The organism is Oligoflexus sp., from assembly GCF_035638955.1.
Classification (GTDB): domain Bacteria; phylum Bdellovibrionota_B; class Oligoflexia; order Oligoflexales; family Oligoflexaceae; genus Oligoflexus.
Genome location: NZ_DASQYZ010000296.1, coordinates 1 through 15,118 on the forward strand (window position 1 = coordinate 1; position 15,118 = coordinate 15,118).

General features: G+C 54.0%; 12 protein-coding genes. 8 read left to right on the plus strand and 4 right to left on the minus strand.

Annotation, left to right across the window (positions count from 1 at the left end):
- Nucleotides 1-268 precede the first annotated feature (268 nt).
- Together VE954_RS27200 and VE954_RS27205 are read right to left on the minus strand one after the other, a co-directional pair.
- Nucleotides 269-697: a DUF6691 family protein gene (locus tag VE954_RS27200; RefSeq protein ID WP_324958814.1), complete on the minus strand. Its 429-nt coding sequence runs from the start codon at nucleotides 695-697 to the stop codon at nucleotides 269-271.
- Nucleotides 694-1,119, minus strand: a complete 426-nt coding sequence (locus VE954_RS27205; RefSeq protein ID WP_324958816.1) for a YeeE/YedE family protein — start codon at nucleotides 1,117-1,119, stop codon at nucleotides 694-696. The genes VE954_RS27200 and VE954_RS27205 overlap by 4 nt, the downstream gene beginning before the upstream one ends.
- Before the next feature lie 367 nt (nucleotides 1,120-1,486).
- Between VE954_RS27205 and VE954_RS27210 the strand changes: the two genes are divergently transcribed.
- Together VE954_RS27210 and VE954_RS27215 are read left to right on the plus strand one after the other, a co-directional pair.
- Nucleotides 1,487-1,924, plus strand: coding sequence for a hypothetical protein (locus tag VE954_RS27210; RefSeq protein ID WP_324958818.1), 438 nt, complete (start codon nucleotides 1,487-1,489; stop codon nucleotides 1,922-1,924).
- 125 nt (nucleotides 1,925-2,049) lie between these two features.
- Nucleotides 2,050-3,228, plus strand: coding sequence for a matrixin family metalloprotease (locus tag VE954_RS27215; protein WP_324958819.1), 1,179 nt, complete (start codon nucleotides 2,050-2,052; stop codon nucleotides 3,226-3,228).
- On the opposite strand, the gene VE954_RS27220 is transcribed toward VE954_RS27215, so the two are convergent.
- Nucleotides 3,218-3,394 (minus strand): hypothetical protein, encoded by a 177-nt coding sequence (locus VE954_RS27220; RefSeq protein WP_324958821.1) that lies wholly within the window; start codon nucleotides 3,392-3,394, stop codon nucleotides 3,218-3,220. The two genes, VE954_RS27215 and VE954_RS27220, sit on opposite strands and share 11 nt — an antisense overlap.
- A 253-nt stretch (nucleotides 3,395-3,647) precedes the next feature.
- Nucleotides 3,648-4,772: a HesA/MoeB/ThiF family protein gene (locus VE954_RS27225; RefSeq protein WP_324958823.1), complete on the minus strand. Its 1,125-nt coding sequence runs from the start codon at nucleotides 4,770-4,772 to the stop codon at nucleotides 3,648-3,650.
- Nucleotides 4,773-4,795: 23 nt separating this feature from the next.
- Between VE954_RS27225 and VE954_RS27230 the strand changes: the two genes are divergently transcribed.
- From VE954_RS27230 to VE954_RS27255, 6 genes are all read left to right on the plus strand, one after another.
- The gene (locus VE954_RS27230) at nucleotides 4,796-5,911 is read left to right on the plus strand and encodes an ABC transporter substrate-binding protein (RefSeq protein ID WP_324958825.1); all 1,116 of its coding nucleotides are present in this window, start codon (nucleotides 4,796-4,798) and stop codon (nucleotides 5,909-5,911) included.
- 200 nt (nucleotides 5,912-6,111) lie between these two features.
- The gene (locus VE954_RS27235; protein WP_324958827.1) at nucleotides 6,112-7,485 is read left to right on the plus strand and encodes a malic enzyme-like NAD(P)-binding protein; all 1,374 of its coding nucleotides are present in this window, start codon (nucleotides 6,112-6,114) and stop codon (nucleotides 7,483-7,485) included.
- Nucleotides 7,486-7,720: 235 nt separating this feature from the next.
- Nucleotides 7,721-8,884, plus strand: a complete 1,164-nt coding sequence (locus tag VE954_RS27240; protein ID WP_324958830.1) for a hypothetical protein — start codon at nucleotides 7,721-7,723, stop codon at nucleotides 8,882-8,884.
- A gap of 142 nt (nucleotides 8,885-9,026) precedes the next feature.
- The gene (locus tag VE954_RS27245; protein ID WP_324958832.1) at nucleotides 9,027-12,611 is read left to right on the plus strand and encodes a CHASE domain-containing protein; all 3,585 of its coding nucleotides are present in this window, start codon (nucleotides 9,027-9,029) and stop codon (nucleotides 12,609-12,611) included.
- The gene (locus tag VE954_RS27250; RefSeq protein ID WP_324958834.1) at nucleotides 12,608-13,057 is read left to right on the plus strand and encodes a response regulator; all 450 of its coding nucleotides are present in this window, start codon (nucleotides 12,608-12,610) and stop codon (nucleotides 13,055-13,057) included. Before VE954_RS27245 ends, VE954_RS27250 begins: the two co-directional genes overlap by 4 nt.
- Before the next feature lie 15 nt (nucleotides 13,058-13,072).
- On the plus strand, nucleotides 13,073-15,085 hold the full coding sequence (locus VE954_RS27255) for an ATP-binding response regulator (protein ID WP_324958836.1): 2,013 nt from the start codon (nucleotides 13,073-13,075) through the stop codon (nucleotides 15,083-15,085).
- The last annotated feature ends 33 nt before the right edge of the window (nucleotides 15,086-15,118 follow it).

A 15,118-nucleotide genomic window follows, 5' to 3' on the forward strand; every position in this document is an offset into this window, starting at 1 on the left:
GAGCTCTTTACGTTTCATTCCATCTTTCAGTCGGAACCTGTACGTCAGCAGCATCCTTGCCTCCGACGGATCTTTTACCATAATTTTAAATAGGAAAGCACAAGATTATCTCCGATCTGGGAGATGGCAACAGCCTTGTATCTCCTGCCAAGCCCGTCTGATACCTCGCAGGCTCGGGACAGGCTATGGCTGGAGTGTTACGGGCTGATCCGATAAAAGGCTTGGGGGTGGGCCTTATCCCCTTCGGATTCGGCCCCCTTCGTTCCCTTTACTTCTCAAGCTGAAGCGTCTTATCCAGTTGGCGGAAGATCAGCATGCCCAGCAGCATGCTCACAACAAACAGCACAGGCTTCCAACTCAAACTGGCGAGCGAAGCCACGGCAGGTCCTGGACAAAATCCGGCCAGACCCCAGCCGATGCCGAAGAGCACCGCACCCATAAGAAGCGCGGGCGTGATCCTGCTTTGAGTCGGGACCTTCCATTCGGTGGCCAGGAGCGGCGAGTTCCTTTTGCGAATCAAGCGATAAGTGATCATATGCACACCGATCGCACCTATCATCACAAACATCAGCGAAGGATCCCATTCGCCAAAGAGATCGAGAAAGCCGATCACCTTCTGCGGCTGGGTCATGCCCGAGAGCCCAAGGCCCAACGCAAAGATAAACCCAACAATCAAGGCCGCGAGTCCATTTTTCATGGCAAAATCCCCAACTTTTTAAAGAGTGCAACGCTGATGATCCCAGCCGCAATAAAGGTCATCGTCGCCAGGATGGAACGCACCGACAGGCGACTGATCCCGCAGACACCGTGACCACTGGTGCAACCGTTGCCCATAACGGTGCCGATACCAACCAAAAGTCCTGCGGCCACGATGGTGCCGAGCCCTGTTTCGATTTGCCCCGCAAACACATCTGGTTGCAGCAGCCGCAGCACAAAGCCACCAAGCACCAGTCCGGCGATAAAAAGCAGGCGCCAGGCCAGGTCGCCTTTGACCGGAGCCAGGGCCCCGTTGATAATGCCGCTGATACCCGTGACGCGACCGTTCCACAGGAGCATCAGGGACACGGCACCCCCGATCATGACACCCCCAAGTAATGCATTGATCCAATCCTGATTCATAAACCCACGCCTCACCTACGTTGTTATGGTCTGACGATACTTTATTAGTGCGCAGAACGCATTCACTGGCTATCAGCCCTACGAGGTGTGGCCGCTCACAACCTTGCTCGTGATTTTCACAAAAGTCCCAAGCTACGCAGATGCAGCGGTTCTGTTCCCAGCAATCACTAGCATTTTGACACGGGATTGGCGTGTTCTAGAGTTCATCATACCCGGGGGGAGGCCTCATGGCACTGAGCCGGCCTGGAGGCTTTTCATGCTGCATTTTCAACTGACTGAGCTCCGGCACGCAGCATCTCGCTAACCTCATGGATCGCAGGCGCATCAGGCAAAGGGCAAAGCCGATGATGGCGTCAACGACCTTACCGTGGTCCTGAGGGCACGTTATCAAGGCCAGAACAGCATTTTCGCTTGCCTTCCCACAGGTGAAGTCAAACGTGCTGTCCGCAGGGATAGTTACAACTCGCCCAAGCCCGTCCTTGCGGACAATCTCAAACCGCTGACCTTTGCAAGCGGCGCAGTTCGCATCGGAGTCCTGATCTGTGATGAGTCGCGATCAAGACTCTACTTCGACGAGATGAAGGTTCAAAATATAGATGCGCTCTTTGTTCCCAACTCCATCAGCTTCCCGGTCAGCACCGAAGCGCTTCTGAACCGTTATACGCAATTCGAAGCTGACTTCGATCGCCTCAACAGCGGCCGCCTGAATTCCATTTCCCTTCATCCTCTTCAGAAGCGACTCTCAATTGCACCGTGCGTAAGGCGTGGAGCCGGGAATATTCACCGCGATAATCTTTTTGAATGAAATTCTTCCGGCGTGCCATTGATCTTGACTGTCAGATCAATTGTAGTTCAAAACAAACGCGGACGACAGTTTAGAAAGCACATGACAGGAATGGAATTTCAACAGAGTCAAAGGTGGAAATCTACATGATGAAAACTTCAGTCGCCCTCTCCTTGGTCATCGCGTCCATGGTTTTGCCGGCTTGTGGATCCAAGAAAAAATCGAAAAAAAATACCACAGCACCGATCGTGATGTTCAATCACGGGGACCCCAAGCAGCTGATTCTGGGCGCAACTCAGGACAGGAATTCTTTTCTAACGAAGGAGAATTTCAGAACTTTTGATGGTTTTCATTTTGCGGGCGCTGCTTACTTCATTGAGAAGGAAAAGCAGTATAATCCGAAAGATTTTAGCGAAGTTGAGGCGGACAACAGCACGGCTAATGAAGGCGACGCCGACCCTGTTCTTGAGCGATATTCCTTTGTTGAGGAGAATGGGGCCTATATCTTCCGCCCCGAACGCAGCGACTCCAAACTTCCAAGTTTGAGTTTTAAAGCGACGAATGACATCCTGGAGCTGGTGAACGTGGGCGGTGATGCTGTTGCCGTGGAACACTATAGCTTGAAGCGTGACGGCAAGGCCTTCAGTGTCCTTGTCAGTTTCACGGATGAAACCGCGGGTCGCGGCCTCTTCAGTGCTACTTTTGCGGATTCTGCGACGGTTAATCGATTGGCTATGACTCCTGAGGATAAGAAGTACAATTATTTGAATGGTCATAGACCTGTGAAGTGGGAGCAGGACATTTCTCTTGATCTTTGCGGGGATGTACCGCAGGAGCAACAGGATTCCGTCAAGGCCAGTATGGAGGCCTGGTACGCAGATCCAACTCGCCAACCTGATGAGGAGTATCGAGGTGTCAGGCATAATGTCAAAACCCAGTATCCTCCATTTTCCGATGTGAATACCCAATGCATATTTCTCGTCAATAACTATAAAGCTGAAAACAGCACGAACTTCTATGTGGGTGGAGCGACTTTGCCATCCATCAACTTCGCCAGCCAGCAAATTATCGATAGTGATATCTTCATATTCATGGATCACCTCGCGAAAGAAGTCAAAGGCCAGGCCAGTCAGACCACGACCCATGAGATTGGTCACTTTCTAGGACTTGGTCATGAGTTCGAAGATCCTGACCAAGGCCATGAACACTATAAGAGCATCATGGGCTATAGCGATGGAACCGACAATGTGACGGTCGATGATTTCAAGGCTATTCGGAATCTCTACAAGAAGAGTTTGGGCGACCAGTCCAAACTTACTGAATGATGGAATCAAGTCTGCGGGCTGGGCCCTGAGATTCAGGACATTCACGGAGCTCAAGCCCAGTCGACTTGCCGATATGCCCGAGTCTATGATCATGAAATCCGGCAGCATCTGTGATCGTATGCAAGAGTTCCGTGGCCCAGCTGCCAAAACTTTGAATCGCATTCACGCCGGATCTTCTCCCTGCCCTTTTGAATTTTCGTGGCGTTGGAAAGGGGCCCAGATGGTGTTAGCGATGGCCCCAATGAGCAGAATTCCTATCAGCCCAGTCATAGGCAGGCCATGAGTTGTCATCCAGTTGCCATTGAAATTCGTTCCAGGTGGGTCCTTTCGTTCGGGATGGAGCATCCCTTATGTGAAGATAGCTCCATCTTTCCTGTTGTTAGGCGAGAAATGAAATCATCTCGCCGGGCTCAGGGCCCTTATGAAAACACCACGGGTCCGCGCCAGGCACCAAAACCATCACTCAAATGAGCCAGATTCTGCCAGCCCGCGGCGCGCAGAATTTGTAAAGCGCGCCGGGAACGAATTCCGCTTTGACAGTAAACGAGCACCGGTTTGCTCCGGGTGGGCAGTTCCGGCAGGATACCTTCCTGCAACTTCGATAAAGGCCAATGATGGGCAGAAGGCAAATGGCCGCCTAACCATTCCTGGCTTTCCCGAATATCGAGCGGAATAAAATCCCGCCAGCGATCGTCGGATGATAAATCCGCGGCCACATAGTTCGGAATTTCCTTGGGTGTATTCGCATCACAGACTTCGTCCAGATCACGCAGCACGATATCGGCGGGCGCTTGGGAGCAGCACGGGCACTCTGGATTTTTTTTCAGCGCGAGGCGACGCGTTTCCATGGTCTGCGCGCGCAGATGAAAGAGCTGCCCCATGAGTGGTTCCAGTCCGCCTTGGACAGGCCCCTGGGAACCATTGACGATCAATTTCACCGTTTCCAAAGCCTGGATGCTGCCGATGATTCCCGCCATCGCGCCGATCACACCCGCTTCCGCGCAGCTGGGAACATAGGCCTTGGGCGGTTCAGGAAAGAGGCAGCGGTAACAGGGCCCATGCGGCGCCCAAAACACCGAGGCCTGGCCTTCCCAACGCAGGATCGAGCCATAGACCAGCGGTTTGCTCAGTTTGTAAGCCAGATCATTGAGCAAAAATTTGGTGGAAAAGTTATCACTGCCATCGAGAATGATATCGTAAGGGGCTGCAATTTCGATGGCATTGGCCGCAGTGAGGCGCATGGGATAGGCGGCCACATGAGTCTCGGGATTCAGGGCCTGCAGACGCGCCGCGGCTCGGGTCACTTTGTCACGGCCTTGGTCGGCACTGTCATAGATAATCTGTCTCTGCAGATTGGAAATATCGACCTGATCCCCATCAATCAGGCCAATCGAGCCAACCCCTGCGGCAGCCAAATAAAGGGACGCCGGGGCCCCCAAACCGCCCACACCCACGATCAAAACACGGGCTGCGGCCAATTTTTTCTGACCTTCTGCACCGACCTCTGCAAGTACCATCTGGCGCGCATAGCGGGACTGTGACATGGGCTCCTCCTCAGGGTCTTCTGATGGGCCCCACTTTAGCCGTCTTCCCCATGACTTTCAATGGCTGGAATCAAGGTGGGAACGCCCGTTCGCAGAACCGAATCTTACGGTCAAGTACAAAAGCCGCGCCCGGTTCACGCCGAACACAGAAGATGGCAGAACGCGGGGGATGCACTCTGATTCAATGGCCTGACAAGCTTAAGGTGACTGCAGGATTACTGGCTTTGGTGCTGCAAAATGCTTGCACCTGCGAGGCGCCTCGGCGCGTGCGCATGGGAGCGATTCGAAGCGCCGGATGCAGCACTCTCTCCCTGGCCGTTCAGCAAAAATTTTTTGAACAACAGAATATGCAGGTCGATCTCACCTTTATGACCTGGGCGGATGCACAAGCGGGTGCGAAAAAAAATAAATTCGATGTCTTTTGCTCCAACCTGGCTGAACTCGTGCTTTTGCCCGCTGATTACAGGATTGTTGCGATCCCCTCTTATTCCAACGGCGCCGATGTGCTGATCGCACGAAAGGACGCCGGAGTCGATCTCAATGGTTTAAAAGGGGCGCGTATCGGTGTGCCACCCATGTCGATGGGTGAATTGCTCCTGACCCAGGCCTTGATGCAGTCGGCACTCGTTCGTGAGGACTTCACAGTCCTTCCTGAGGAGGCCGCAGAGCTCCGCGAATCCATACAGAAGAGCGAAATTCAGATGGCGGTCGCCGCACCTCCTCAGGCGTTTGAGATCCTTCAGAATCCCGAAATGCAGGTGATCTTCCAGTCATCCGCGATGCCGGGGGATATCATTGATACCGTGGCCGTCTCCGCTATCTTCATGCAAAAGCACCCTGACATGGCCACGCAACTGGATAACGTCTGGCGGGACACCGCGCACTTCATCGAGCACAATCCGAGCGAGGCCATCAACTTCCTGGCCCAGGCCTCGGCATTGCCGGTCGCGACTCTGCAGCGCGACTATAAATTTCTAACCCGCACGGAACAGGCCGCCTATCATCAACAAGGTGGACGACTTTTCAGTTTGATCGATCAGCTGCAAGCGATTTTTCTGCAGGCCGGCAGCTTAAAAATTAAGCGGGAAACATCCCAATTCCTCGCATTCCCACCTCAAGGTAGCGAATCAGACCCCTGATGCCGCAAAACCTACAAGTCTGTCTACATAAGTTGAGCAAACTTTGACGTTCCAATTTCGCTGAACTGATTTTCGACATCGCCTGTGGTCTCCTTTGAGGTAGACAAGCGGCCGAGATGGTGTACAAGTGTGAGTTCATTTTCTTAAATCCCCGTGATGGGGGCTGCTCTGTCCAGTTCCAAACCATTGAGGAGAGACCGATGGAAACAACGATTGCAAAGGAAGCCGTGCGCGTTGAAACCGCACGCCGGAGCCAGGCGGAACAAGATGCAGGACCTCGCGGTTGCGGGGCTGACTTCGAGACGCCTTCCCTCGCTTACCATGAAACGTTTCCTCGCGGGAAGATCGGTACGGTATTAAGGAAACCCCTTGATACGCAGGAGCACCTATCCCTAGCGTATTCCCCGGGCGTGGCGGGTCCGTGTCGCAAGATTCAACTCGACCCCAGCAAATCGTTCCTCTACACCGGCCGTGGCAATCTCGTGGCCGTGATCACCAATGGTACAGCCGTGCTTGGACTCGGCTCAATCGGACCTTACGCCGCGAAACCAGTCATGGAAGGCAAGGCCATGCTGTTTCAAAAATTCGCCGGCATCGATTCGTTCGACATCGAAGTGGCCGAAGAGGATCCCGATGCCTTTATTAAAATCGTGGCCGCGCTGGAACCGACCTTTGGCGGCATCAACCTCGAAGATATCAAAGCCCCCGAGTGTTTCTATATTGAAGAGGAACTGCGAAGGCGGATGAAGATTCCGGTGTTTCACGACGACCAGCATGGGACCGCGATCATTTCCACGGCAGGCCTCATCAACGCCCTCGATCTCACCCAAAGGCGCGTGCAGGACATCAAAGTCGTCTTTTCCGGCGGCGGGGCAGCCGCGATTGCCTGTGCTCAAATGTTCCTCAGTGTCGGTGTCCTTTCCGAAAATGTCATTCTGTGTGACAGCAAAGGCGTCGTTCATGACGAACGGGAAGACCTGAATGAATACAAACGTCGTTTCGCTCAAAAAACCTCCCTGCGAACCCTGGGCGAGGCTCTGGAAGGCGCCGATGTGTTTGTGGGCGTTTCTGCAGCCGGCGTATTGAAACCAGATATGCTCATGACCATGGCCCCGCAACCCATCGTCTTCGCGTTGGCCAATCCCGATCCGGAAATCACTCCGGATCTGGCCCGCCTGGTTCGTCCTGACGTGATCATTGCCACAGGCCGCAGTGACTATCCGAATCAGGTTAATAACGTGCTCGGCTTCCCCTTTATTTTCCGCGGTGCTCTCGATGTTCAGGCCCATTCCATCAATGAAGAGATGAAGCGTGCCGCCGCCTATGCGATCGCGGATCTGGCTCGCCAGCCAGTGCCGCTCTCCGTACAAAGGGTTTATCAGAGAGAAGGCATCTTGAAATTTGGCCGCGATTATCTGATTCCCAAACCCAATGACCCACGCGCCCTCGCCATTGTCGCCAGCGCTGTGGCTGAGGCCGCGATGGTCTCCGGTGTCGCGCAGCATCACATCGATATCCTCGCCTATCGCGAGCGACTCATGACCATGCTGAACGATGACACCGAAGTGAATTGAAAATAATTTCATCACCTCATCTCTGCGCTTCGGCGCAGGGACCTTTCCCAGCAAGTCTTTCCTTACCCACCGTCGCTTCCTTTCCACTCCTCAATTTTCTTTATGCATCCGGCAGGAGCGCATGAGGAAGGTTTCTGACGTCATTAAAAATATTTGCAGCTTGCCTGGAGGGTCGGTATACACAGCTCTGAACTTACCAGATTTTTCATTTTTTTTTGGAACGAGGAGTATCGACATGCTGAAATTGTCTGTGCCGTTGTCTGGGCTGATGCTTTGTACGAGCTTAAGTGTATTCGCAGCTCCCGCCCCTATCCAAAGCCTGGCTGGACAAACCTTCATTCTGAAGGGCGAAGCCTTTCAAGCCAAGCTTGCGATCACAGCGGATGGCGTTGGAAATATCTGGCGTCCGGATGGTTACTCGGCTCTCAAGTGGACGACCCAGGGTGATGCCCTCGTCGCCACCCTCGACACGCCTCTGGAAAGTCCTTACCAAAGTGTCGATGCCGAAGGCAATCCTGTGACCGGCGTCACCCGTCTGGAAAGTTTGACCTTCACCTTTGCCGAAGGCCAGAAAATTGTTGCGGACGTTAAGGAAATGTATCGCGACATTTTCCCAGCAGAATCCGGCTTGCCAGAGACGACCCAGGAGTATGATAACGCCGCTCTGCCTTTCATCAATTACACCACACTGAAACCTTTCAATCCGGTCCAAGGAAGTTTGTGGGCGCTGCCTTTGAGCGGTGAGCAAACGGCGATCCTGGAATTTTCGGATGCCACCCAGGCCGTTCTAGTGGAAGATCCCCTGAACAAGGCACCCAGTACCTTCCCTCTAAACACCAGCGATAGTCTCGTCCTCAGTCTTTCCGCAACCTCGACCATTCGCTACACGGTCCTGGAAAATCAAGGACTGACTTCGGTATTCCTGGCTGAAGTAAAAGCCGATGGCAAGGAATCGATCTTCCTGTCGGCAGGCGGCGTAGTCGACACCAGCATTTACGGAGCCCCAGCCAGCGTTGCTGAATTTGCCGGCAGCTACACCATTCCTGAATTTGCCGATACACAATACATCTTCAGTACGGGCGGCCTGGGCCGCATTGTGACCACACTGGACGACGGAACCGTGGACGAGAGCGTCCTGACCTGGGGCGGGCAAGCGGGCTTGATTTTCGGTCACCGCTGGACCCAGCTGAATGCCGATCAGGTTCCGACACCTGTGACCGACCCTGCTGTCGCCCTGGCTTGCGAAGCCGGCACGGCCACCTGTGAACTGGCTCAGTCACGCATCTACAAAATTTTGGCCAAAACCGCGACCCAGCTGATGGTCCTGCGGGTTCTGGATCAACAAGTGGAAAACGGTGTTAGCACGTGGGTTCACGTCTTCAATAAAGCTGCACGCTAAAACGTAACGCGATCCACCTCGGGGTGGATTGTGGAATTGATGCCGGCCTCGATGGAAACATCGGGGCTTTTTTATTGCGCCGATCCTGCCGGTGGACTACAAGTAGAAGCTCTTTTTGACGTCCATTGCCGAGGGTGCTGGTGTGAAATTTTCATGGGGCCGTCCTTCATTGATTCCAAGGAGTCTGAAGCGACACTCCCCCTTTCCCTATGTCGTTCTCGTCTTCTGCCTCGTCATAACCTTTGCCCTCTGGATGTTTGCCCGCAGAGGCGTCCAACGTGAAGCCCATAGCCGCTTTGAAACGCAGGCGCAGATGATTGCCGACGCCATCGATGCCCGCCTGCAGACCTACGTACAGACCCTCTATCAAACCCGCGGTTTCTTTCAGACCCATGGCATTCCGAGCCAGGACGAATTTGCCATCTTTATGCGAAGCGTAAACGTCGCGGACTATTATCCCGGCATTCAGGGTTTGGGTTTCAGCCAACGCATCTCCAGGACTGAAGTGGACGCGCACATCACCTTCATGCGCGCCCATGGCTCCCCCACCTTTAGGATCCACCCTGCTGGGGACCGGCCCGAATACTATCCGATCGTCCTGCTTGATCCCATGGACTGGCGCAACCAGCGGGCCTTTGGTTTCGACATGCACACCGATCCCGTTCGCCAGCGGGCCATGGATGCCGCGCGAGACTCCGCCATGCCCGCGGCGACTGATGTCGTGACCCTGATCCAGGAAACAGACCCCGAGCATCAGCCTGGCTTTCTCATCTACCTGCCGCTTTATAAAACAGGCCTCCCCGTGTCCACCGTGGAAGAGCGTCGGGCCGCGTTGCAGGGTTTTGTTTACAGTGCGTTTCGGGCTCATGATTTTTTTGTTGGCATTTTTTCGCAGCCCGATCAGTCCCTGCCGATCGATTTCGAGGTCTTTGATGGCAACGACGTGAAGCCGGAGACCTTGCTGTACGACCGGGACGGTATTCTGCATTCCAAGGGCGCTAGGCCTCATCGTTTTTCCCAAACGATGACCCTCACCGTCGCGGGTCAGACCTGGGCGCTTTACTTGTATTCGCTGCCACCGTTTGAACAACGCATTGCCAATCGCGTTCCGTCCTATGTCCTAGGCACCGGACTGACCTTGAGTCTTCTCATTTTTTGCCTGTTTTTAGGCTATTCCATCAAGGTCCGCAATGAACATGTGCTGCTGACAGAAGCCCATCGTGAACTGGCGGAAAGGCGTCGCACGGAAGCGGAGCTGCGTAATAGTGAGGAAAGCTATCGCGTGCTGACCGAAACCACAACGCACGGCGTGTGGACCGCGACGCCTGCCGGCACCATGAGCTACATCAACCGTTGGTGGCAGCAGTACACGGGCCTCGCCATGAGCGAAACGCTGCGTGAAGACTGGGAGGCCATCGTGCATCCCCAGCATCACACAAGGCTGCAGGAATGGTTAAAAAATTCTGACACGAAAAGCATGGAGGTGATCGAAATTCCTTTCAGGCGGGCTGCGGACGGGACGTTTCGCTGGCATCTGGCCCGTCGATCGCCGGTGCTCGACGCCGATGAAAAAGTTCTGCAGTGGGTCACGGTGGCGATCGACATCCACAAACTCAAGGAACTTGAGGAAGCCCGACGCGCCCGTGAAGAGGAGCTGCGTATTGTCACAGATGCCCTGCCGGCTTTGATTGCCTATACTGATGCGCAGCAGACTCTGCGCTTTCTGAACCTGGAGTTTGAGCGTTGGCTGGCTCGCCCCTTGAGCGAGATGCAGGGGCTCAAAATCGATGAACTGTGGCCCCAATTTCTAACCAACGTCGACCAGGAGCAACACTACCGCAAGGCCGTCTTGCAGGGCCGACGGGTGAGTTTCGAAACCATCCTTCGCCATAGCGATGGCAGCGAAAGAGTGGCGAACATCACCTACGTTCCCCGCTTCAAACCGGACGGCCGCACCACGGAAGGTTTTTTCACTCTGGTGACGGATTTGAGTTTGATTAAGAAAATGGAAGAGGAACTCAAGGTCAATCAGGAACGATTTGAACTCGTGACGCGATCGGTCAACCTTGGTCTTTGGTACTGCGATTTGCCTTTTGATCGATTGATCTGGAATGTGTGGGTCAAGGAACATTTCTGGCTGCCTCACGATGCTGAGGTGACCATTGACACCTTTTATGAACGTATGCATCCCGAGGATCGCGACAAAACCCGCAACGCTATCGATGATTCGATTCTTCATAAACAGCCCTACGACATTGAATATCGGACCTTACACCCTGATTCCGGAGACAGGAAATGGATTCGCGCCATTGGCCGCAGCTTTTACGATGCCAACGGCCAACCGGTACGCTTTGATGGTGTCACCATTGATATCACCGAGCAGAAATCCAAGGAAGTCCTTCTGCATGAACAGATGCATACGACCGAGACTCTTTACAAAATCGGCAAAAGTCTGGCCGCCGAGCTCGACCTCAAGCGCCTCCTGCAGACCATCACGGATTCAGCCACAGAAGCCATTAGTGCTGAGTTTGGCGCCTTCTTCTATAACGTCAAAGATCAGGGTGACGCTGCCTTGACACCCAATACGCTGTCGGGGGCCTCAGTCGAATCCTTGTCAGGTTTTCCAGCACTCCAGGACAACGCGATTCTGGGCCCGACTTTTGCTGGGGAGGGTATTGTACGACTCGGTGATCTCACTCGCGATGGACGTTTCGAAAAAAATGAGCCCTTCCTGAATGGGCCCGAGGGTCATCAGCCTATGCGGAGTTACCTGGCCGTGCCTGTGCAGTCGAGGCACGGTGATGTGCTCGGCGGGCTGGTGTTCAGCCATCATAAGCCTGATATGTTTACGGATTCGGCCGAAACTCTGGTTGCGGGCATAGCCTTGCATGCCGCGATTGCGATTGATAATGCTGCGCTCTTTCAAACAGCCGAGAGCGAACTCGCGAAACGTCGGGAAGCTGAGGATAACCTGCGTACTTTAAACGAGGAACTGGAAGCAAGGGTTAGAGACCGCACAGCCCAGCTGCAGGCCGCCAACCAGGAACTCGAAGCTTTCGCCTACTCGGTTTCTCATGACCTGCGGGCACCTTTGCGTGGAATTGATGGTTTTAGCTCGATTCTCGACAAACGCTATGCCTCGGTTTTGGACGAGCAGGGGCGTCACTACCTGAAGCGTGTGAAGGACGCTGCTGGACGCATGTCGCATCTGATTGATGACATGCTGAACCTGACCCGGCTGACCCGCCAGGACATGCAACGCATCCCCTTGGATCTGAGTGCTTTGGCTCGCTCCGTTGCCAAGTTTCTCGTCGATTCGGAAAGTCAGCGCCAGGTGGAATTCCGTATCCAGCCGAACCTCCAGGTTCAGGCCGATCCCATTCTGATGCGGGCTGTCCTGGAGAATCTTTTGGGCAATGCCTGGAAATTCACCAGTCATCGGGAGAACGGCGCCGTGATCGAAGTGGGCAGCCAGGAGGTCGAGGGTCACCCTACCTATTACGTCAAGGATAATGGCGCGGGTTTTGATATGGAATACGCGGAGAAACTGTTTCGACCCTTTCAGCGCCTTCATTCGACGCAGGAGTTTCCGGGCTCCGGAATTGGTCTGGCCAGTGTGCAGAGAGTCATCCATCGACATGGCGGCAAGGTCTGGGCCCAAGGCCATGTGAACCAGGGAGCAACTTTTTACTTCACCCTGGCGTGTAGTGAAAGGACTACAGTTTGAACCCGTTTCTAAGAAAAACCATCCTGCTGGTCGAGGACAATCGGGATGACGAAGAACTTACGGTCATGGCTCTGCGGGAACACCAACTGCTTCATGAAATTTTTGTGGCCCGTGATGGGGCCGAAGCTTTGGACTTCCTTTTGGCACAGGGTTGTTATGCACAACGGGACCCCCTGGATTTGCCGACCATGGTTCTGCTTGACCTCAAGCTCCCCAAGCTTGACGGTTTGGAAGTCCTGCAGCGGATGCGGGCTCATGGTCGCCTGAAGCTGGTGCCTGTGATCATCCTGACAACCTCGGTGGAGGAACGGGATATCCTGGACTGTTACGAATTGGGGGCAAATAGTTATATCCGTAAGCCGGTTGATTTCAGCAATTTTTTGGAAGCTGTTCGGCAACTTTCGGTATACTGGCTCATGCTGAACGAGGCGCCTCGTATTTTTTAATTCAAGGAGCCGGCCATGAAAAAATCACTAAAAGTCCTGATGATCGAGGATTCCGAACTCGATAGTGCCCTGTTGACAGAGGCCCTTGAGGATAGTGGCTATGAGGTCTCCACCAACCGCATCGAAACGGAAAAGGAACTGCAGCACTGCCTGCAGGAAAATTGGGACATCATACTTTCGGATTACAATTTACCCGCTTTCAGTGGTCTGAAAGCGCTTCAGATATTAGGTGCATCGGGTCGGGATATCCCCATCATTATTGTCTCCGGCATTATTGGTGAGGAAAAAGCCGCTTCGGTGATCAAGGCTGGTGCTCATGATTTCATCATGAAGGATAACCTGTCCCGCCTGGGTGCAGCGGTCGAGATTCAAATTCTGGAATGGAAGATTCGCGAGGAAAAACTCAAAGCCAATCGGGCTGTACGGGAAAGCGAAGAGCGCATGCGGGTGCTGGTGGACGGCATCAAGGACTATGCGATTTTCATGCTGAGTCCAGATGGATTCATGCAAAGTTGGAATAATGGTGTGCAGCGCATTCTGGGTTATAGCGAAGACGAGTTTATCGGCCTGCCCTATGCCTCGATCTTTACCCGCGAGGATCGGGCTGTCGATGTTCCAACTCAGGAATTGACCCGTGCCCAGACGGTGGGTCGAGCGGAAGATGAACGCTGGCACATTCGTAAAAACGGTGTGCCTTTCTGGGTTTCAGGTGTGACCAATGCTCTGCGGGATGCAGAGGGTCATTTGCTTGGTTACGCTAAAATCATGCGTGATGAAACCGAGCGCAAGGCCAACGAAGAGGAAAAGGAAAGGCTTTATATCAAGGCTCAGGAAGCCAATCGCATCAAAGATGAATTCCTGGCCACGCTCTCGCATGAACTGCGGACGCCGCTCAACGCCATCATTGGCTTTTCCGAATTGCTGTCGATGGATACGCCTGACAGCGAAGACTTCGCCTACTCCCTGGACGCCATCAACCGGAATGCGCAGATTCAAAATCAACTGATCACCGATCTTTTGGATGTCTCACGCATTATTACCGGAAAATTGACCCTGGATATGCAGCCCGTGCAAGTGCCTGCCGTCTTCGAAGAAGCCTTGGTGTCCGTCCAGCTCGCCGCGCGCTCGAAAAACATCAGCATTCAGACCGAATTTGGTGCCGATTACCCTCCTGTTCTGGGCGACAAATGCCGGCTGCAGCAGGTGTTTTGGAATTTGCTCAACAACGCGGTTAAATTCACGCCCAACAATGGCCACATCATGGTTCGCCTAACGGACCAGGAGGGGCGGCTGATGGTGGAAGTCGAAGACAATGGCAAGGGCATAGAGCCGGATTTTTTACCTTATGTCTTTGAACGCTTTCGGCAGGAGGACGGGTCCAAAACTCGTCACTTCGGAGGCCTTGGCCTGGGGCTCGCGATCGTTCGCCATATCGTCGAAGCTCATGGCGGGACCGTGCAAGTGGAAAGCGCCGGCAAGAATCAAGGGGCCCGATTCTGTATCTATCTGCTGCCGATGAAGCCGGCTGAAGACGCGCTATGCGCATCCTCGGCAGAAGCGAATAGCGGTAAAAAAACCAACCCGCAGCATCCCTACTTTTCCGAGGTTTTGCGCGGCTGCCAGATTCTGGTCATCGATGATCAGCGCGACGCGCGTGAATTGATTCGACGGGTTCTGGACCGTTCGGGGGCCCAGGTTATGGAAGCCTCGAATGGTGACGAGGCCCTGACGCGGCTGGCGAGCACCAAACCCGATCTGATTATCTGTGATATTGGGTTGCCTGATGAAGACGGCTACAGCATTCTCAAACGCATTCGCCAGCGTATCGATCCGAATCTTACGATTCCCACCATTGCGCTGACCGCCTACGTCCGCGATGAGGACCGCCACCAGGCCTTTGCCGCGTCCTTCGATATCCATCTCGGCAAGCCTGTCAGGCCCACCGAACTGATTCAGTCGAGTGCGACGCTCTTACTGAAAGCTCGTGCCCTCAACGGTTCCCCCTGGGATCAGGCAGCCCTCCATTAAAACGTCGACGCCCCGGCTCGCGGGGTTGACACC